The sequence below is a fragment of the Leptolyngbya sp. GGD genome, from assembly GCF_026735145.1.
GTDB classification, from domain to species: domain Bacteria; phylum Cyanobacteriota; class Cyanobacteriia; order Leptolyngbyales; family Leptolyngbyaceae; genus Leptolyngbya; species Leptolyngbya boryana.
On the sequence record NZ_JAPQKE010000003.1, the window covers coordinates 676,696 to 696,265 of the forward strand.

Annotated in this window: 16 protein-coding genes and 1 riboswitch; of the genes, 8 read left to right on the forward strand and 8 right to left on the reverse strand. The window is 46.7% G+C overall.

The window, feature by feature from the left end:
* Positions 1-17 precede the first annotated feature (17 nt).
* Complete coding sequence (locus tag OU814_RS18185) at positions 18-2,783, reverse strand: M16 family metallopeptidase (RefSeq protein WP_268184604.1); 2,766 nt, start codon at positions 2,781-2,783, stop codon at positions 18-20.
* 180 nt (positions 2,784-2,963) lie between these two features.
* Here OU814_RS18185 and OU814_RS18190 point away from each other — a divergent pair, with 180 nt between their 5' ends.
* The 4 genes from OU814_RS18190 to OU814_RS18205 all read left to right on the forward strand — a co-directional run bounded on the left by OU814_RS18190 (position 2,964) and on the right by OU814_RS18205 (position 6,651).
* Positions 2,964-3,860, forward strand: coding sequence for an alpha/beta fold hydrolase (locus OU814_RS18190; protein WP_268184605.1), 897 nt, complete (start codon positions 2,964-2,966; stop codon positions 3,858-3,860).
* A 182-nt stretch (positions 3,861-4,042) separates the two neighbouring features.
* Positions 4,043-4,927: a D-alanyl-D-alanine carboxypeptidase gene (locus OU814_RS18195; RefSeq protein WP_017288148.1), complete on the forward strand. Its 885-nt coding sequence runs from the start codon at positions 4,043-4,045 to the stop codon at positions 4,925-4,927.
* 74 nt (positions 4,928-5,001) lie between these two features.
* Positions 5,002-5,652, forward strand: coding sequence for a TVP38/TMEM64 family protein (locus tag OU814_RS18200; RefSeq protein WP_268184606.1), 651 nt, complete (start codon positions 5,002-5,004; stop codon positions 5,650-5,652).
* An 18-nt stretch (positions 5,653-5,670) separates the two neighbouring features.
* Positions 5,671-6,651: a hypothetical protein gene (locus tag OU814_RS18205; RefSeq protein ID WP_026148628.1), complete on the forward strand. Its 981-nt coding sequence runs from the start codon at positions 5,671-5,673 to the stop codon at positions 6,649-6,651.
* A 151-nt stretch (positions 6,652-6,802) separates the two neighbouring features.
* Here OU814_RS18205 and OU814_RS18210 read toward each other — a convergent pair whose 3' ends face one another.
* The 5 genes from OU814_RS18210 to OU814_RS18230 all read right to left on the reverse strand — a co-directional run bounded on the left by OU814_RS18210 (position 6,803) and on the right by OU814_RS18230 (position 12,431).
* Positions 6,803-7,642 carry an ABC transporter ATP-binding protein gene (locus OU814_RS18210; RefSeq protein WP_017288151.1) on the reverse strand — a complete coding sequence of 280 codons (840 nt, stop codon included), beginning with the start codon at positions 7,640-7,642 and terminating at the stop codon, positions 6,803-6,805.
* Positions 7,643-7,685: 43 nt separating this feature from the next.
* Entirely contained in the window at positions 7,686-9,077 is a 1,392-nt protein-coding gene (locus OU814_RS18215) for an ABC transporter substrate-binding protein (RefSeq protein ID WP_268184607.1), read from the reverse strand.
* A 205-nt stretch (positions 9,078-9,282) separates the two neighbouring features.
* Entirely contained in the window at positions 9,283-10,131 is an 849-nt protein-coding gene (ntrB, locus tag OU814_RS18220; protein ID WP_190652290.1) for a nitrate ABC transporter permease, read from the reverse strand.
* Positions 10,132-10,148: 17 nt separating this feature from the next.
* Positions 10,149-10,308: riboswitch (cyclic di-AMP (ydaO/yuaA leader) on the reverse strand.
* A gap of 93 nt (positions 10,309-10,401) precedes the next feature.
* On the reverse strand, positions 10,402-11,289 hold the full coding sequence (locus OU814_RS18225; RefSeq protein WP_268184608.1) for a glycerate kinase: 888 nt from the start codon (positions 11,287-11,289) through the stop codon (positions 10,402-10,404).
* 107 nt (positions 11,290-11,396) lie between these two features.
* Complete coding sequence (locus tag OU814_RS18230) at positions 11,397-12,431, reverse strand: hemerythrin domain-containing protein (RefSeq protein WP_017288155.1); 1,035 nt, start codon at positions 12,429-12,431, stop codon at positions 11,397-11,399.
* Between the two features lie 297 nt (positions 12,432-12,728).
* Between OU814_RS18230 and crtO the strand changes: the two genes are divergently transcribed.
* Both crtO and tnpA read left to right on the forward strand, forming a co-directional pair.
* The gene (gene crtO, locus OU814_RS18235) at positions 12,729-14,420 is read left to right on the forward strand and encodes a beta-carotene ketolase CrtO (RefSeq protein WP_268184609.1); all 1,692 of its coding nucleotides are present in this window, start codon (positions 12,729-12,731) and stop codon (positions 14,418-14,420) included.
* A gap of 238 nt (positions 14,421-14,658) precedes the next feature.
* The gene (tnpA, locus tag OU814_RS18240; protein ID WP_071596222.1) at positions 14,659-15,090 is read left to right on the forward strand and encodes an IS200/IS605 family transposase; all 432 of its coding nucleotides are present in this window, start codon (positions 14,659-14,661) and stop codon (positions 15,088-15,090) included.
* Positions 15,091-15,147: 57 nt separating this feature from the next.
* On the opposite strand, the gene gatA is transcribed toward tnpA, so the two are convergent.
* On the reverse strand, positions 15,148-16,596 hold the full coding sequence (gene gatA, locus OU814_RS18245; RefSeq protein ID WP_268184610.1) for an Asp-tRNA(Asn)/Glu-tRNA(Gln) amidotransferase subunit GatA: 1,449 nt from the start codon (positions 16,594-16,596) through the stop codon (positions 15,148-15,150).
* Between the two features lie 401 nt (positions 16,597-16,997).
* Here gatA and OU814_RS18250 point away from each other — a divergent pair, with 401 nt between their 5' ends.
* Complete coding sequence (locus OU814_RS18250) at positions 16,998-18,200, forward strand: protein kinase domain-containing protein (protein WP_268184611.1); 1,203 nt, start codon at positions 16,998-17,000, stop codon at positions 18,198-18,200.
* Positions 18,201-18,255: 55 nt separating this feature from the next.
* The gene (gene xth, locus OU814_RS18255) at positions 18,256-19,041 is read left to right on the forward strand and encodes an exodeoxyribonuclease III (protein WP_268184612.1); all 786 of its coding nucleotides are present in this window, start codon (positions 18,256-18,258) and stop codon (positions 19,039-19,041) included.
* A gap of 105 nt (positions 19,042-19,146) precedes the next feature.
* Here xth and OU814_RS18260 read toward each other — a convergent pair whose 3' ends face one another.
* The gene (locus OU814_RS18260; RefSeq protein ID WP_268184613.1) at positions 19,147-19,368 is read right to left on the reverse strand and encodes a hypothetical protein; all 222 of its coding nucleotides are present in this window, start codon (positions 19,366-19,368) and stop codon (positions 19,147-19,149) included.
* Positions 19,369-19,570 lie beyond the last annotated feature (202 nt).

Here is a 19,570-nt window from a genome sequence, read left to right on the forward strand (position 1 = left end):
CCAACGGATCAAGTATCTTATGACTTTGGTGGTCCGGCGGTCACAATGATCAATTGCTCTGGTCGAATCAGTTCTTGAGCAGCCTGATTGACCTGAGCTTGCGTCACCGATTCGATTTGATTCGGAAATTGACGCAACTCAGCCGGGTTTAAGCCATAAGTCTCATTCATCAAAATTTCACTGGCAAGCTGATCCGGATTCGCTAAATCAACCGGATAGCTACTGGTGATCGATCGCTGAGCAGTCAATACCTCAACTGTACTGACTCCCTTTTCTCGAACTTGCTCTAAGAGCTTCACTGTACTTGCGATCGCTTTATCTGCATCTTCTGGAGCAGTCTGCATCGAAATCACAAATGGACCCGGACGATTTCCCGCTTGGAAGTAACTGTAAATTCCATAAGTTAATCCTTGTCGATCGCGCACCTCAGCCCCTAAACGGCTCGATAGCGTATCGCCTCCTAGTACCTGATTCACAATCGAGGCATTGTAGAATCGTGCATCTCGTCGATCGATTCCGGCTGATCCAATCAGCGTGACAGATTGTGTCTTACCCGGAATCGGCGCATAACGACGCACGACAGAGCTAGGAGTAGGCAAGGGTGGATAGGTCAAAGCTGGTGCGGCTCCAGAAGCTTTCCATCCGCCCAGTTCTTTCTCAACTAGGGTTTTCACATCCGCGAGATCGAAGTCACCCACTAAAGACAGAATCATTCGATCGGGTCGATAGTGTGTTTGGTAGAAGTTCAAGACATCTTGGCGCTGAATTGCTTTTAGACTCGTTTCGGTTGGGAAACTGTGGAACGGATGATTTTCGGGATAGACTGTCTGCTGAAAAACTCGACGAGATAGAACTGCCGGATTGTCCAGTTGAACTTTGAGCGCCGAGAGCGCGCGATTTCGAGCCAGTTCAAGTTCTCGATCGGGAAATGTTGCATTTTGGGCAACGTCTGCCAACGTTTGAACTAAAACGGGGAGATGTTCGCTGAGTGCGCTTGCGTTGACTAACACGCTCTCACGATTGGTTTCAATTCCAAGCTCAATGCCTCGATCTTCTAGCGTTTTCGCTAACGTTAGCGCATCTTTGGTCTGGGTTCCATTCGTTAAGTTATCAGCAGTCAGCTTGGCGATTCCCGCTTTTGCACTTGAGTCAAATTCGGAACCTGCTTGCATAGAAGCAGCGAGCGAAACGGTTGGAGTACTGCTATCTCGCATCAATAGCAGGCGCAATCCATTCGGCAAGACATAGCGTTCTGGTAGCGCTTGCGTGGTGCGATCGCTCTTTTGCACGGCAGGCAAATACTTGGCAACTTGAGCCGGATCAACAGGCGCACCTAGGTTAAATTTCTCAGTCGTCTGACCTGAATTCGCTGCATTTCCTGCTTTTGCATCAATCGTTGTCGGTTGGAAAAAGCCAATCGTCGATTTTTCAGGGGCGAAATATGTTTTAGCAACACGTTGCAGATCAGCTGCAGATACACGATCGACGGCGGCTAAAAAGCGATCGGTATATTTGTAATCGCCTGTCGTCGTCTGATCATCCCCAAGCTGAAAGGCTTGGCGAGTAATATCGCGATTTTTGAGCAGAATTGAAGACTTTAACTGCGTCTTAGCGCGGGTCAGTTCTTCTTGGGTGACTCCTTGCGATCGCACATTAGATAGTACTTTCTCGATCGCGGCGCTGATTTTATTCAAATCTTGATCCGGCGCAGCAGTTGCAGAAAGGTCGTACCATCCCCCCGAAATCATATTCGCTGGATAACCGCTAAACCCGCTGACCAAGCCCGTTTCAACCAATGCCTGATACAGTCGAGAACTCCGACCCTGAGTCAAGACTAAATCCAACACATGCAATGCAGGTACATCGGGATGGGTTGCTTTGGGTAAAGGATAGACTGAGTTCAACAAGGGCGCGCTACCCGGTTCGCGAAGCACAATCGGTTGGGCTGGTTTTACAGGTTTTGCAACAGGCTGAGCTTGTTGCTGAACAGGTTGCTTTTCTTTTTTCGGAACTTTGCCAAAGGAGTCTTTGACCGCTTGCAAAGTCGGCTCTGTTTTGAAGTCCCCGACAATGATTACAGTTGCATTCTCAGGGCTGTAGTAATTGCTGTAGTAGCTACGAACTTGTTCGATGCTAAACTTTTCGACATCTGCTTTTGTACCGCCCACAGGCAGTCCATAAGGAGAATTTGGGAGAGCAGCCCGCATCACCGCTCGACTTAATCGATAGTTCGGGCTATTCTCGTTACCTTGCAATTCTGAAATGACCACTCGCTTTTCACTGGTCAGCGAATCTGCGGTGATCAAAGCATTCTGCATCCGATCCGCTTCGAGCACTAGCAGCGATCGCAATTTGTCCCGCTCAACGGTTCCGAAATATGCAGTCTGATCGTAGCTCGTAAACGCATTCGATTGACTGCCCAAGGCATTGAACAGGCGACCGAATTGAATCGGTCGATCGCTCGTTCCTTTAAACATCAAATGTTCTAATTGATGTGCAATCCCATTTACACCTGTTGCTTCATCTCGTGAGCCAATGCGATACCAAACTTGCACGGTTACCACTGGAGCCGTCGGAACTTCTTTCGTCAACACGGTCAAGCCATTGTCGAGGACTGTCTTACGAACTTCATCGGTCGTCGTCATGGCAACGATCGCAGGAGAACTCGCCCACGCCTCTAATTTGCCAAAGTAGACTGAATTAGAAAGCAGAACGATGCCGAGGCAAAGTGTAAACAGCCCACTAAAAAGGCGATGATGTCGAAAGAATTTCAGAAAAGACATAAGTTAATGAGTAAAGCGCCGACAGAAAAAATTCGGCTTGAGAAATTTAGACCTGATCTGACCAGGTAAGTTCCACTTACTTTAGCGTGTCTTTATTTAGATCGACTGATGCAATTTGTGAATGGCGATCGTGTTCTGGCTTACATTTGGGAGATACATAGTTTAGGGTAGGATGAAATGATGTCTACCAAACTTATTTCTGGAGTGCCGCATGTCTATGACTTGACGGCTCCGACTTCCCATCCCGAAACGCTAGTTTTTATTCACGGCTGGATGCTCAGCCGAAATTATTGGCAACCCTTGATTGATCAACTGTCAGTCGATTATCAATGTCTGTCTTATGATTTGCGGGGTTTCGGTGAGTCTCAGCCTGGTCGAGATCGCGTCATCTTGCCAGAGGCTCAATCGTCTGGAAACCTGGCTGTTGCAGTACAGGCGAGGGTGACCCAATACAGCCTTTTATCGTATGCCAGAGATCTGGGCATGTTGCTCAGAGAGCTGCAGATTTCCAAGGCATGGCTGATCGGGCATTCGTTAGGAGGATGTGTGGCACTGTGGGCAGCGGATCAAATGCCGGAACAGGTTCAAGGCGTGATTTGCTTGAATTCAGGGGGCGGAATTTATTTGAAAGAAGCCTTTGAGCGGTTTCGATCCGCCGGGCAGCAAATGGTCAAATTTCGTCCAAAATGGTTGCCACAGTTACCGGGATTAGATTTAGTATTCACGCGCGCAAATGTGGTGCAGGCGATTGATCGATCGTGGGGTCGCCAGCGGTTGATTGATTTTGTCAAGGCTGATCCAGACGCTGCTGTTGGCACGTTGCTCGATTCGACGACAGAAGCCGAGGTGCATCGATTGCCGCAAGTTGTAGCACGCTTATCACAGCCTGTCTATTTTGTGGCAGGGACGAAGGATACGGTGATGGAGCCGAAATATGTTCGTCATCTTGCTAGTTTTCATCCGCGATTTGGCAGCGATGCGGACAATGTGCTAGAGATTGCCGATTGTGGACATTTATCGATGTTGGAAAAAACGGATGTTGTCGAGGCTCATATTCGTCGTATTTTGCGATCGTAAGTTCAACCAAGCAGAAATAGTTCTCAACTGTCTGCTCAAGGCTCAGATTCTCGCAAGCTAGGCGAAATGGGCAACGTTTATTCTTTGATCAAAGTGATAGTAGCTGCGATTCTTGTGATATATTGCTCCGCGGTGGGAGTGATTTTGTTACGAAGAATTTAAGTAAAAGCTACGTGAGCAAGATGCAAAGATCCGAAGAAAAAGCCCTGACTCGAATTCAAAAAGTAATCAAAAACACTGCTTTAGCTGTCAGTATTAGTCTGGGAGTCTGGAGCCAGTCTGAAGTTGCCACTGCCCAAACTTCGTTGTCCGATGCACCATTAAATTTTGCGGTGCGATCAACTTCTAGATTCTGCCGAAGCAATTTAGAATCTGCGATCGACGCTATTGTGAAAAATCCAAGATTTCGCAATGCTCGCTGGGGCATTCTGATTAAGCCGATCGAAACGCCTGCAATTCTCTACCAGTACAATCCGAATAGTTCACTCATTCCCGCCTCGAATGTCAAACTGCTGACGACCGCTGCCGCGCTGAAAATCGCTAGCACCAACAATCCTCAAACGATACCGTCTTTTAGTAACTGGGTGACTGAGGTCAATCGCTATAGCGATAACAATCGAGCGGATGCGCTGCGCCGTCGTATTGGAGGACAAGCTGCCATCAGAAATGCATTAGAACTGCTAGGAGTGAATGCCCAGAGCTATGCGCAAGTTGATGGTTCGGGACTCTCTCGCAATAATCGGGCAACGCCATCTGCTCTCGTTGCTCTCTTGGAAGGGATGTTTACGAATGATTCAAGTGGACTATTTTATCGATCTTTAGCCGTTGCCGGAGTGAATGGAACACTCCAAAATCGCTTTCGCAATACTCCTGTTCAAGGTCAATTTCATGGCAAGACTGGAACCTTGCGGGGAGTCAGGGCATTGTCTGGATATTTAGACAACCCGAACTATGGCACGATCGCGCTGAGTATTGTGGTCAATCAACCTGGGCAGTCAGGACAAGTCCTCGTCCAAGCAATCGACCAAATCGTGCTGAAAACGGCTCAAGTCGATCGCTGTGATTAGCCTGCGAATTCCGTGCTGAGGTGTATTGTGTGAGATCCTATTGATCAGGTGCTCGCACAAACTTCTCTCAAACTATGCCGCATACGATCGCTAAAATCTTGAAATTCTCCTTGATTGTTCTCCTCATTGCTGGAATGATTTGGGGAATCAATCAAATTGGTGTCGATCAACTCCGAACAGAAGTTCAACGCTTTGGCGTATGGAGTCCGATTGTTTTACTCGGACTGCGATTTGTCAGTATCGTGATTCCGATTCTTCCAGGGACGTTGTATGCGCTGCTCGCTGGCGGTCTATTTGGCTTTGGAGTGGGGTTAGCGACGATCGTTGTCGCCGATCTCCTTGCTTGTGTGCTGAATTTTTACCTAGCACGTCGCTATGGTCGATCTCTTGTCCAAAAGCTGGTGGGCGCAAAATTTATGGAGCGCGTCGATCGGTTTAGCCAAAAGCATCTAGAGAAGAATTTCTTCTTAGCTACGGGCTTTATGATGGGCGGTGGTTTTGATTTTGTCGCATATGGGATTGGCTTAACTCAGATGCGATGGAAAAAATTCCTAGCATCTTTGGGGCTGAGCTTGATTGTTGCCAAGCCTCCAATAGTTGCTTTGGGTGCAGGATTATTTGATGGCGGTCAAGCAGTAATCGGCATCGCAGTTATCAGTTGCTTTGCACTCGCGGTCGTCACTGCACTTTTGAATCGGCAAGCAGACAGTTCATCGGCAGAATAAAGACGTTGAATGATGAACATGGTGAAAAATCGAATATCTCAATCTTTGACGAATCAACAAGTTGAAGCACTACTATCAGACTCTAACTATAACCAGAATGTGGAACTCAGTGAGCGTTATGGTGGCGAAGTTTATCAATTGCAAGATAAACGAATTTTAGCAATTACAAATGGAGTATGCCGTAGTCGAATCTACCCTTCAATTGACATTTTTACTACTTCTCTAATCGATTTAGAAAGTGAGTGGCAAGGTGATGAAAAAAAGCCAGCCTTTCTGCCCCTTAAGAAGGCTCGTAAACTTCTAGAACGCAACTCAGGATGGAGCCAGAATCAAGATTTAGAAGAGCAGGCTAGAATAAAATTCTCTGAAATTTATGAACATGATGATGGGCAAATTCTTACATTTCCTAGTGCACAAATTCTTAAGCAACCGTTCTCCAAACTGAAGGGAGCACTGCTGTATTCCTCTTTAGAATGCTACCAAGCACAGTACGAATTCCGGTCTAAACATATGCTTGCAGGTCTACTGCCACAGCAAAACAAATTCATTGAAGCTATTCCTAAACTTTGTACTAAACTCGGCACTCAGCTAGCAATTCCAGAGCAATATCTCGATAAGAGCGAAGCAAGTCTTAAGCACGTTGAATGGGCAATCAAACGGCATGGTAAGCGGAATTGCTTAAACTCTGAAGTTTTTCCATCTCTTCTTGCGTACATTGGAGAAGTTATCTGTCATGAAACCCATATAAGTTGGAAAATGAACCTACGAGAGGGGGAAATCTGGGAACCCTGGCTAGTTGCTTCTGATGGTTGTAAGTATGAGTTTTTTGTGGATTTGTACAAACAATTAGACAGTGAAGCTCTGCAAATCCGCACAACTGTAGAATGTCTTATTGATGCAATTAGAAGCAATAGTCGTTTTGACAACTTAGACTACCCATCTGATGATTACCAATTTCTTGATGGTGATGACGATGATTTAGGCATTGGTCTAGATTAACGATAAGAAAAGAACTCCAGGCTTGATTAAAACTTGGAGTTCTGTAGCTGCTCGAAACTTTAAAGATTCAGGTCAGGAGAATAGGGTGAAGATCTGAAATGATAGTTGCTACTCCCCACTCCCCACCCCGCAACATGAATGCGATCGACGATTACTCATCCGACTCAAAATGCGAGTCCAAGAAATTCAACGCATGATTCCGCAGTTCATAGTAAGCAGGAGAATTGCGAATCTTCGCTCGATCGCGGGGATGCTCAAACGGGACTTCTAGAATCTCTCCGATCGTAGCTTCAGGCCCATTCGTCATCAGCACAATGCGATCGCTCATATAAATCGCCTCATCGACATCATGCGTAATCATCATCACCGCTTGCCGATGCTGCTCCCAAATTTCTAGTACCTGTCGCTGTAATTTACTCTTCGTCAACGCATCCAAGGCTCCAAACGGCTCATCCATCAGCAGCATTTTTGGGCGGATTGCTAAAGCTCTCGCAATCCCGACTCGCTGCTTCATGCCGCCTGAAATCTCATCCGGATACTTATCCGCCGCAGCATTGAGATTCACCATGGCAATGTGTTCATTGACAACCTGTTTTTTCTCAGCCGCAGACAAGCCTCGCGACACTTCATCGACAGCTAAGCGAATGTTCTGTCGAACGGTTAACCAAGGCAGCAATGAATAGTTCTGAAACACCATCATTCTTTCTGCTCCGGGTTTGCGAATTTCTCGCCCTTCGAGTAAGACGGAACCTGAAGTCGATCGCTCTAGTCCCGCCACAATTTTTAGCAACGTAGACTTCCCACAGCCCGAATGCCCAATAATCGAGATATATTCGCGCTCCCCGATCGTTAAATTGACATCTTTGAGAATCACAGTTTCGCGATCGCCGTTTTTATACGATTTAGAAAGCTGCTGAATTTCAAGAAATGCTGGTGCATATGACATCCCAAACTCAGGCTTTGGCGCATTGAGCATGTTGAATTTTGTCATGAAGAACTCCTTCTAAAATACTCGTTAACTACGAAAAATAAACCTAGGAAAAATAGACTTTTGTAGCTTGACTCGCCCGAATCTCGAAACTGTTGAGATACCCGACTGGATCGCTTGGGTCAAACGCTTTCTTGTCGATAAATGCTGCTGATGGCTCAACTTTGTAATCTTCAGTTGGACAGGCAATTCCCAACTCTGCTGCGACTTCGCGATAAATATCGGTGCGCCAAGATTTTGCTGCAATCTGATCCGCATCTTTCGGAATTTCTTTGATTTGTCCCCATCTCGCTGCTTGGGTCATCAGCCATAAACTGCGCGATTGCCACATAAAAGTAGAATGCTCATCTTTGGCGTGAGGCACATCTTTCGGCATGTCGAAGAACATGGTTGTCGAATCTGATTTCACGGTTCGATTTTTGCCATCAAATCCGCCGTAGTTGTAGTCTCCGACGATCGCTGGTCGAGTAAATTTCACATTTGCTCCGGTATACGATCGCGCTGAAATAATCTGAGCGACTTCTTCTCGATTTTGATCACAGTAGCGACAGGCTTCGATCATCGCTTTGAGTAATGCCCGATAAGTTTTGGGATTCTCATCAATAAAAGATTGCATGACCGCAAGTAAGCGATCGGGATGTCCATTCCAGATCTCTCGTCCTTGAGCAAAAGTAAACCCGATGCCTTCATTCCCTGAAATTGCCCGTGTATTCCAGGGTTCAGCGACCATGTAACCTTGCATTGCGCCAATCCGCACATTCGTCACCATCTGGGGCGGGGGCACAATAATCACTCGAAACTCTTTGAGTGGATTGACTCCTGCTGCTGCAGCAACGTAGCGCACAAAGTACTCGTAGATTGAAGAACTGAGGACGACTGCCCAGACTCGTTGCTCTGAAGGTAAGTTATCAAAGTACTGTCGAAAGTCTTGCCCAAATGTGTCTAAGTTGCCGTTGTATGCTGACCAAGGACGCAATCCTGACTCCCACATTGCGCGATTCATCGTCATCGCATTTCCGTGATGATGAATGGTCATGCCAGCACACATCGGAGCATGGCGCGCGCCTTCTGCTCCAACTCGCGCATTTGTAACTGCTCCGGCAACGACGGGAGCCGCATCTAAGCGACCGAAGATTAAGCCATCTCGTGAGGTCGCCCAACTGGCTTCACGGCTCAATTGTACATTCAAGCCATATTTGCGAAAAAAACCTTTTTCCCAAGCGATCGCAAATGGCGCACAGTCATTGACCGGAACATAGCCGATCGTCAAATTCGGTTTCTCTAACTCGCTCGATTGAATCACAGGAGTAACTGACATTGCAGCCTCAGAGAGTCCTTGGGGTGCACGACTGGCATTGATCGCACATGAAGGCAGTGAAGCTGCCACAGTCGAGGTTCCCGCGCCGATTAAAAATGCTCGTCTTGTCCAATTTCTCATGCTCTACTCTCTGCATTCGGAGGATGTTCAGTTGAATGTCGGGTTCGGTTTAAGGGTGCTACAGTAACTTCGGCTTTAGCGTCTAAAGCTCCTAGAATCAGGGACTTTAAGTTTTGAAACCTCTAAATTTTCAAGATCTGCTAAGCCTACAAATTGCTATCAATCGTTCCTGATAGCACGCAATTCTCTAGAGGGTTTCTCGAAGCTAAACCGATCGCCGACGATGTGTTACTAGAGCTTCAAGCTGGGCTAATCCAAAATCTAATAGCAATCCTGTTAAGCCAATGACAAACACGGCTAAAAACACAGAGCTAAGATTCAATCGACTCCATTCATCCCACACAAAGAATCCGATTCCCACTCCGCCAGTTAGCATTTCGACTGCCACAATCACCAGCCAAGCAATTCCCAGGCTAATTCTCAAACCTGTAAAAATGTACGGCAAGCTAGCAGGGAGCACAATCTTCAGAATCCGCCGCCACTGCGGCATTTCCAACACTCGCGACACATCAATATAATCTTTTGGGACACTCGATACGCCCAACGCAGTGTTGATAATCGTTGCCCAAAGTGAAGTAATGAAGATCACGAAAATTGCTGAAGGATCAGCCAGATTGAAAATAGAAAGCGCGATCGGTAACCACGCCAGCGGTGAAACAGGCTTAAAAATCTGAATGACTGGATTAAGCGCCATCATGGCTTTTTCAGACATGCCAATCAAAAAGCCGACTGGAATCGCAACCAATGCCCCCAAGGTAAATCCAATCAATACTCGTCGCAAACTCGCAAGTAAGAGCCATCCTAATCCCAAATCTCCGGGACCTCGACGATAAAACGGATGCAGAATGTAATCCAAATTCGCAACCAATGCTTCAGGAGGCGTTGGAATCAATTCAGGTTTGGCAAGTGCGATCGCCCACCACAGCACAATCACACCCAAAAAGCCCAGAATCGGTAAAAAGACACGATCGCGACTAATAACTGGACGAACCCGCCGCCCCATCGCTTGAGAAACAACAGCAAACATTGCTGCCAAATTGATTTGCAGGATCATAAGTTTAGATTCTCCAGAGCCAAACTCTCGAATGCTGACGAAGTTAGCTGACGGGCGAGGGCTGCGAGATGCCCCCCATTGGGTTACTTAGAAATAACTAAGCTCACAACAGTAAGCCCCGAATAAACTGGTTCCTCCGCTTCAGAGATTACTCTCTGAATTAAGCTGACCGACTCGAATAGGAGATACTTTACCATCGAAGTATCAAAATGAACAATCTTTCTTTAGAAGTATTTCATGATCCTCTCACAACAGAATGCATAAAAATTCTCAATCGATTGGATAGTTTATCGATCGAACACTATGCCCGTCTCCGATCTCTAGAACTAAATCTGCCTGCTTTAGCAGGGGCGGAATGAATAATTCAGGGTGTAAGGCTTGCCAAAAGTACTCGACAAATTCATCGATTTCAGCATCACTCATTCCAGCTTTACCTTGAGCAATCATTTTATGCTCAGCTTCTTTCCGCCATTGTTTGCTCAGTTGATACTCTGGAACATAGAGAATCACGAAGCGATCGAGTAATTCCCACAACGGTACATAGCTCTGTAATTGCTGATTCATGGCTTGTGCGAATTGCTGATCTGCAACAATCTCGAACTCAGAAACAATCGGGCGTACTCCCACAAACCATCCCTCAAAGAGAATAATATCTGCCTGTGTAATGAGTTCTGGCTCACTGCGATCGCCTTCGCCTCCATGAGCCGATTTATCAAATCTGGGCAGTGCGATCGGAAACTCTCCCCGCTGAAACTGCTGTAAAACCTCAATGCCTAATTGCACATCATGCGTTCCAGGTGGTCCTCGACGAATCATTCGCGGATCACGAGTTCGCAACCGAACTCGATCGACATACGGCAAATACAAATCATCAAGTGACCAACTCACAGTCGAGTAGCCGAGCTTGTTGAGAAGCAGCGCAAGGACTTTAGTTAAGGTGGTTTTTCCAGTTCCTTGCCCACCTAGAAAAGCCTGAATGAGAACACGAGATTGAGCGTTGCGCCAATGTGCAATCTGGAAGGCTAAAGGTAGCCAGACCTTCTCAATGGTGTCAGGGTCTCGCACAATTTCGAGTTCGTTGCAGAGTTCTACGATCGCAGCTTCGTGGATTTTAAGAAACTCGGATCGATTCCTTTCAGACTCATAATCAATATCCATAGAATCAAGTCTTTATCCGTCGCAATTCTATTATTGAATCAAAAAAACCGGGAGAATCTATCCCCCGGTCTATAACCCCTGAAATCAAACCCTAGCTCGTGCAGCGATTATTTAGCAGCAGCTTTTTGTACTTCGCTCTTTCTCGCCTTGAACTGAGTTGCCAGATTTTCCAGTTCAGAACTGCTGAAGTTATCGCGCAATGCTGCAAAGAACGTGCTTTCTTCTTGACGAACGTGATCCATGATCTCATCCATCAACTTGTTCAATGCAGACATGAACTGATCCGACATCATGTCCATTTTTTCCATCGCTTCAAGTGCGGGGAACCAGGAATTTTGCTCATCGTAAAGTTCTTGCAAGTCGCTTTCAGCATACTTACCTCGAACTGCGGGATAAGCAATTTCGTTTTCAGCGATCGCATGAGCGCGTAAGTCACTCGCCAACTGAGTGAAGAACTCTTTGCGCTTCATTTGATCTTGCGTTCCTTTGATTTCAGCAAACAGAACATTCACTTTTTGGTGATCCATCCGAATCACATCTTGAATGTTCATATCAGACTTGCCACTCGCTTGCGTGACAACACTACCTGCTACACCAGACAGTGCCGCAACCGCATCTTGAACCCGGCTCCACAGTCCTTGGTCTGCATCCATTCCGGTCAATTCCCGCACGCCCAACGTTTCGAGAACGCCTTTGAGTTGCTCTTGGTGAGCACGGTTTTCAAAGTTGACAGTATTTAGTGGAGTAATCGCCGCTTCGATATCTGCACCCACGCGCTGAGCAGCTTTGTGAATCGTGATTCCGGTCATCACTTGTTGATGTTTCATCAATTCATGTTGAAACACCTTTTCATACATGGTCAATTCGGAACCAGACATCATCTGATCCATCTTGCTGACGAATTCGCTAATCGTCTGCTTCGGTTCAGATGGCACACCATATTGAACAATCACAGTGTCTAAGATTCCCAGGTTCTTCTGGTCATCTTTCAGCATCTCTTGAAAGCGCTTGGCAATCTCAGAATCCGTCGTTGCTGAAATAAATTTCTGTTCATTAGAGATGATTAATTCTTGAACAGCTTTCATATCCGCAAGCTTCATCGCGATCGCTTTGCGTTTCGTGTCGTCTACTGTTGTAACCATAATGAGTGTTCTCCAAATTTGCTCTTATTGAGATTTCGGTATTCGTTCCAGCTTTGAGCTTCGCACAGGCATCTAGAAACAACATCATTCCCGTGGTTGACTAAAATGTTGGGTAAATCACCTTCGGGATCAGACTCTAGATACACGTAGAATCTAAAATTTCGTCTTTAGATAGTTGCCTTTTGCTCAGTTGTGCTAGACGCTTTTGAATAAGAATAAAAAATGGGATGCTTAGGCGAATCGTGCCGCTAGGACTGTTCGCACATCACGTGAGAGAAATGCTAGGAGCAAGTATCGATGTCTACTTATGATGTGGTCATAATTGGTGCAGGTCACAATGGATTAGTCTGTGCTGCCTACCTACTCAAAGCTGGGTACAAAGTGCTTTTGCTAGAAAAGCGATCGGTTCCAGGTGGAGCCGCGACAACCGAAGAACTTCTACCCGAAGAAGCGCCTGGATTTCGATTTAATCGATGTGCGATCGATCATGAATTTATCCATCTTGGTCCAGTAGTCGAAGAACTGGAGCTAGAAAAATATGGGTTGAAGTATCTTTACTGTGATCCGGTTGTCTTCTGTCCGCACCCGGATGGCACTTACTTTCTGGCACATCAGTCTGTTGAAGAAACTTGTGCTGGAATTGCTCAATATAGTGAGCGAGATGCGAGAAAGTATGCAGAGTTTGTGGATCTGTGGCAGCGGACGATCAACGCCATGATTCCGATGTTTAATGCACCTCCTAAGTCAATTATTGATATTGCTGGAAACTATGATCTCAAGAAGATCAAAGACTTTCTCTCAGTAGTTGGTTCGACTAACAAAGCGCTCGATTTTGTGCGAACGATGCTTTCGAGTGCTGAGGATATTTTGCATGAGTACTTCGATACGGAAACAGTCAAAGCACCTCTAGCTCGATTAGCAGCAGAAATGAGTGTGCCGCCTTCACAGAAGAATTTAGCGATCGGAGCAATGATGATGGCAATGCGACATCATCCAGGAATGGCACGCCCGCAAGGGGGAACAGGTGCGCTGACGGCTGCTTTAGTAAAATTAGTTCAATCTCTAGGTGGGGAAATCCTCACGGATCAATCGGTGAAGCAAATTCTGATTGATGACGGAAAAGCAGTGGGTGTCAGAGTTGCAACAGGTCAAGAATATCGAGCGACTCGTGGCATAATTTCTAACATTGATGCGAGACGAGTATTTTTGCAGCTTGTTGATCCAAGCGATGTGGATTCAGCCGATGAGCATTTGCGAGAAAGGCTCGATCGTAGAATCGTGAACAACAATGAAACCATTCTAAAAATCGATCTAGCAATGTCTGAACCTTTGAAATTTATTCATCACGATCACAAAGATGAGTATCTCATTGGTTCAGTGCTGATTGCGGATTCGGTTAAGCATGTAGAAATTGCTCATCACGATTCTTCGATCGGCAAAATTCCCGATGCTGATCCCTCAATGTACATTGTTCAACCGACGATGCTCGATCCGACGATGGCTCCTGAGGGTGGTCATACGGTGTGGATTGAATTCTTTGCGCCTTATTACGTTGAGAATGCTGAAGGAACAGGCTTGAATGGCACAGGCTGGACAGATGAATTGAAAAATAAAGTTGCCGATCGTGTCGTCGATAAGCTGGCTGACTATGCGCCTAATGTGAAAACAGCTACGATCGCTCGTGCGGTTGAAAGCCCTGCCGAGTTAGGGGAACGGCTTGGCTCTTACAAAGGTAATTACTATCACATTGATATGACCTTAGAGCAGATGGTCTTTTTCCGACCTTTGCCAGAGATTGCGAATTATAAAACGCCGATCGAGAATCTTTATCTCACAGGGGCCGGAACGCATCCGGGTGGGTCAATTTCGGGAATGCCGGGGCGGAATTGTGCGCGAGTGTTTCTCCATGCTCAGCAACCGTTTTTGCAGACGTTTCGGGATGCAGGCAGTTCGATCAAGTCTGTGTTTGATGGGTTGTTTCAGAAATAATCGCGATCGATGGTTTGATCATCATGGTTTTGACCATCGTGTGGTTGATTTGACAAAACAATCATCGTGCTGGTTACTGACAAATCAATTGAGCTTTGCTGCGTTGCTATCTCGCCCCGGATTAAAATCGCGGGGCTAACCGTGCGAACTCCCTGAAGGGACTGTTGGGGTTGAGTGGTGGGTTAGGAGATGGAGGGATTGGGTCATTCTAGGCAGGATGTTTTGTCAGATCGCGCTCATGTCACTTTGGAAGCTTTACTATCACTTCGTTTGGGCAACCCATCAGCGGCTTCCTCTGATCAAATCGAGCAGGGAAGCACCGCTCTATCAATTCATCCAGCACAAAACGAATGACTTGGGTGGCTATCTCCGCGCAATTGGTGGGATAGATGACCATGTTCATCTGATCGTCTCGATTCCACCCAGTCTTGCACTTGCTCAGTACGTTCATTTGGTTAAAGGCAGCAGTAGTCGCTATATGAATCGTTACTATGCTGACCCTGATGCGTTGTTCAAGTGGCAACAGGAATACAGTGTTTTCTCCATCAGCGAGAAAAATCTAACAATCGCCCTTCACTACGTCAATCACCAAAAACGCCATCATGCAAAGTCCAAACTTCTCCTCCACCTAGAACCCGACGCGCTCTTCAGTCGCCTTATTCCACCCTAGTCCCTTCAGGGAGTTCGCACGGTTAGCACCGGGTTTTTAATCCGGTGCGGGACTCAATTACAACTTCGGAACTCTTGTATGCCAATCCGTCGCCTGCTCATAAGCATAAGCAACTTGGAAAACCTGATCCTCTCTCAGCACATTGCCAATAATCTGAAGCCCGATCGGTAAACCTTGCGAATCAAATCCACAAGGCACACTCATTCCGGGCAATCCTGCCAAATTCACCGGAATCGTCATCAAATCAATCAGATACATGCTCAAGGGATCTTGCGACTTATCGCCGAGCTTAAATGCAGTCGTCGGAGCCGTCGGTGAAACTAAAACATCCACTTCCTCAAACGCTTTCTCGAAATCTTGCTTGATCAGCGTTCTCACCTTCTGAGCTTTCAAATAATACGCATCGTAATATCCAGCCGAGAGCGCATACGTTCCGATCATGATCCGGCGCTTCACCTCCGCGCCAAATCCTTCTGATCGCGTTTTCGTATACATCTCCATTAAATTCTCAGCATCCTCAATCCGCGCCCCATACTTCACCCCGTCATATCGTGCCAAATTCGCCGAAGCCTCAGACGGAGCAATAATGTAATACGCTGCAATTCCATACCGGAATCGAGGACAAGAAATCTCTTTAACTTCAGCACCTAAAGCTTTGAGTTGATCGATCGCAGCATTCACCGATTTCTCAACTTCGGGATCAAGCCCTTCGCCAAACGTTTCTTTAATGACTCCAACTTTTTTCCCTTTCAAATCAGTCGTGAGAAACTGCGTGTAATCAGGAACATCTACTTTCAAACTCGTAGAATCTTTCGGATCGTACCCCGCGATCGCATTAAGCAAAATCGCCGCATCTTCCACCGATCGCGCAAACGGTCCAATCTGATCCAACGACGACGCAAATGCCACTAATCCATACCGTGAAACCAATCCATAAGTCGGCTTCATCCCCACAATTCCACAGAATGAAGCAGGCTGCCGAATCGATCCCCCGGTGTCTGATCCCAACGAAATCGGACATTCGCCGCCTGCAACCGCTGCTGCTGAACCACCCGATGATCCGCCCGGAACTCTTGAAATATCCCAGGGATTTGCTGTCTTGGCATAAGCCGAAGTCTCGGTCGATCCGCCCATTGCGAACTCATCGAGATTCGTCTTGCCGACCATCACCGCGCCCGCATCGATCAACTTCTGCGTCACCGTCGATTCATAAGGCGGCACAAAATTCTGCAAAATCTTAGACGCACAAGTGGTCGGAACCCCTTGTGTACAGAGGTTATCCTTAATCGCGATCGGGATTCCTGCCAGCAGCCCGATTTCTTCCCTGGCGGCAATCTTTGCATCGATTTGCTTCGCCTGTTCTAATGCGCGATCGTTCGTGACCTGCAAAAAACTATGCAACTTCGGCTCCAATGCTTGAATCCGATCCAGCGACTCCTGCACAATCTCAACGCAAGACCGCTCTTTGCTAATCAGTTGCTGATGCAACTCACGAATCGATGCCATACGAACCTTCCTCAATAGACGTGCGCACTCAAAAATCTGCACAAGTTTACAGTATAGGGGAAGCCAGAGATCGAGCGTTAGAAAAAAAGACGTTATCCCACTAGCAAATTCTGGGAATTTTGAGAGCAAAGCAGAAACTTTAAACTTCTATGACTGCGTTGCGAATTCTATTCGCGCTTGGCTCAGTCAGCGGCTGGAATAATTTCTGCGTCAGTTCTAGGGGGCTAGGTTAAATTGTTTACATCAATTTCCTACGCGCTCTATGATTTCAAATTCCTGAAATTCGCGATATTTCTCAGTTTTTCGTCCAAGTTTTCTGTGGCGTGCATGTGATTACTCTAACTTTATTACACCCAGTTCAGCTAACGCCCGTTCAACACTGGACTTTTGAGGACTCCCCAGTGGTAAAAGTCGGTCGATCGACTGACAATCACGTTGTGCTGTATAGCGCAGTTGTGTCTCGTTACCACGTCGAACTTCGGCAAGTCAACTTAGCCTGGGAGTTGGTCAGTCTCGGTGCGAATGGGACTTATTTTGAAGGCAAACGAGTCTTACAATTGCCTGTGCGAGATGGCATGATTTTCCGACTCGCGCGATCGGGTCCCAATCTTCAAGTTCATTTTGGGCGACCTGAAACCCTGACCGTGAAGCGTTCTGTTGAGCCTGCGAAAATTCCCGTTGCGGCTCTCAATGTGCCGTTTACGAGCACCGAGGATGAGGATAGAACTCAGCCTCTGCTCAATACTCAAACGATCGCGGTTTCAGATTCTAAGACAACGATGGATACAGATGTATCTTTCGGGCATCCCAGTGCGGAGTGGATTCGCAAGCAAGATGAAACGAGAATCGGCAAATACCAAGAGATTCAACTGCTCAGCCAAGGCAAAGTGGGGATCACCTATCTGGGAGAGCGAGACGGCGAATTGCTGCTGCTCAAAACGCTCAATCCTGATTGGATCAATCATCCCCAAGCGCTTGCCTTGTTTGAACGTCAGTCTAAGATGCTCAAGCAACTGAATCATCCTGGTCTTCCGCGCTGGCGGGATTTTTTTCGGATTGACGGACAACCTTTTCTTGTGACAGAGCGGATTTCTGGGCAGACGCTCTGTCACTACATTGGAGATCGCGGCAAAGTCGAACTCAAGCAAGCGATCGCGTGGATGATAGAAGTCTGCGAAATCTTGGAATATCTCCATGACCAATCTCCTCCTGTGTTGCACCAAGATCTTCGTCCTCATAATTTGATTTACCGTGCTCACGCTACGTCTTCCTATCAGCTTGCGTTGGTCGATTTTGGCAGTGTCCGGGGATTGGGTATGGATGAGACTTCTGCCGCTTATCTTGCACCAGAGCAAAAAAATGGACAGGCAACATACCTTTCTGATCTCTATGCGCTCGGCACAACGTTAGCCTTTTTGATTTCAGGGCAACATCCGCATCTGTTTTACCGACAATGGCGGCAGGAATATCGCTTCAGTCCCGATTTGATTCCGGGATTACTACCGCAATTGATCGAAGTTTTATATCAATTAACCGAGCCGAACCCGGTAGATCGCTACCAGTCTGCGCGTGAAGTTCTAACGGCATTGCGATCGCTGATTTAAGCCAAAATCTGAGCAACGTATGCGATGATGAAATCCGTTTGTTTCATCCTGGCTCATGAAGATTGCAACTTGGAATGTCAACTCGATTCGGACTCGTCTGACGCATGTTACAGACTGGCTGACAGCGAATCCAATCGAGCTATTGTGCGTACAAGAAACAAAAGTGGTCGATGAGTTATTCCCACATGAAGCGATTCAATCGATCGGCTATCATGCAGCGGCATTTGGACAAAAGAGCTATAACGGCGTTGCTTTGATTAGTCGATCGCCTTTAGAACACGTCGATCGCGGATTTGGAGCGATTCTTCCTGCCGAGATTGTGGGTGATCTTGATGATCAAAAACGAGTCATTAGTACAGTAATTGATGGCGTTCGAGTGGTGAATCTCTATGTTCCCAATGGCTCGGCTGTGGATAGTGAAAAGTATATCTACAAGTTGCGCTGGCTGAAGGTTCTGCGAGAATATTTAGCAGTTTTGCTAGAACAATCGCCTTCGCTGCTTGTCTGTGGAGATTTCAATGTTGCGTTAGAAGATATTGATATTCACAATCCCAAAGGTCGCGAAAAGCAGGTGATGGCAACCGATGTGGAGCGAGATGCATTACGGCAGGTCTTGGAATTGGGGTTATCTGATGCGTTTCGGAAGTTCACAACCGAAAGCGGACATTTTAGCTGGTGGGATTATCGATCGGCTGGGTTCCGTCGGAATGCAGGTTGGAGAATTGATCATCATTACCTGACGCCAGATTTGTACGATCGAGCAATTTCCTGTGTCATCGATCGCGCTCCTCGTGAATTGGAACAACCGAGCGATCACACTCCCGTCGTCGTGGAATTTTGATTTCATACCAAAAATCTAGAGCGCCAAGGAACTGAAGGACAGCACGTTCTCGCAATTTGGCTCAATCCAGTCGTGTGTCTGACGATCTTTAGACGATCGTCATTCTTATCCTCTTCGGGAGTAAAAAATTATCTGAAACAGCAATGCTGCCACGATCGGAATCACGATCGGGATGAGCACCACAAATCCCCAGCGATCGAACTGGAGCGGTTGATCTTTCGGTTTCAGGAGATATACACCTGCTGCAATTCCAGCGATCGTGCAGAGGATACCGAACCCTAGAAAAATAACGAATCCTGACTCTGGAATTCCCATACTGTTGCTCATGCACTGCGCACTTGATTCTAGAGGAATTGACACAGTGTGCTGCTCCAACCCGTGATAGATCTGATAAAAATCCATCTAAACAGCATTTTTCAAACCAATCGGGATGACAGGATTTGAACCTGCGGCATCCTGCTCCCAAAGCAGATGTACTAAAGCGCTACGAATGGCGTTAAACTAGGTGTAATAAGCGATTTAGGCTCTA

What these genes read in the sequence shown, in the direction of transcription:
- OU814_RS18215 (WP_268184607.1), bottom strand. Translation starts at nt 9,077, where the DNA reads ATGAGAAATTGGACAAGACGAGCATTTTTAATCGGCGCGGGAACCTCG.
- OU814_RS18225 (WP_268184608.1), bottom strand. Translation starts at nt 11,289, where the DNA reads ATGGATATTGATTATGAGTCTGAAAGGAATCGATCCGAGTTTCTTAAA.
- xth (WP_268184612.1), top strand. Translation starts at nt 18,256, where the DNA reads ATGAAGATTGCAACTTGGAATGTCAACTCGATTCGGACTCGTCTGACG.
- OU814_RS18260 (WP_268184613.1), bottom strand. Translation starts at nt 19,368, where the DNA reads ATGAGCAACAGTATGGGAATTCCAGAGTCAGGATTCGTTATTTTTCTA.
- OU814_RS18185 (WP_268184604.1), bottom strand. Translation starts at nt 2,783, where the DNA reads ATGTCTTTTCTGAAATTCTTTCGACATCATCGCCTTTTTAGTGGGCTG.
- OU814_RS18210 (WP_017288151.1), bottom strand. Translation starts at nt 7,642, where the DNA reads ATGACAAAATTCAACATGCTCAATGCGCCAAAGCCTGAGTTTGGGATG.
- ntrB (WP_190652290.1), bottom strand. Translation starts at nt 10,131, where the DNA reads ATGATCCTGCAAATCAATTTGGCAGCAATGTTTGCTGTTGTTTCTCAA.
- OU814_RS18230 (WP_017288155.1), bottom strand. Translation starts at nt 12,431, where the DNA reads ATGGTTACAACAGTAGACGACACGAAACGCAAAGCGATCGCGATGAAG.
- gatA (WP_268184610.1), bottom strand. Translation starts at nt 16,596, where the DNA reads ATGGCATCGATTCGTGAGTTGCATCAGCAACTGATTAGCAAAGAGCGG.
- tnpA (WP_071596222.1), top strand. Translation starts at nt 14,659, where the DNA reads ATGTCACTTTGGAAGCTTTACTATCACTTCGTTTGGGCAACCCATCAG.
- OU814_RS18200 (WP_268184606.1), top strand. Translation starts at nt 5,002, where the DNA reads ATGCCGCATACGATCGCTAAAATCTTGAAATTCTCCTTGATTGTTCTC.
- OU814_RS18190 (WP_268184605.1), top strand. Translation starts at nt 2,964, where the DNA reads ATGTCTACCAAACTTATTTCTGGAGTGCCGCATGTCTATGACTTGACG.
- OU814_RS18195 (WP_017288148.1), top strand. Translation starts at nt 4,043, where the DNA reads ATGCAAAGATCCGAAGAAAAAGCCCTGACTCGAATTCAAAAAGTAATC.
- crtO (WP_268184609.1), top strand. Translation starts at nt 12,729, where the DNA reads ATGTCTACTTATGATGTGGTCATAATTGGTGCAGGTCACAATGGATTA.
- OU814_RS18205 (WP_026148628.1), top strand. Translation starts at nt 5,671, where the DNA reads ATGGTGAAAAATCGAATATCTCAATCTTTGACGAATCAACAAGTTGAA.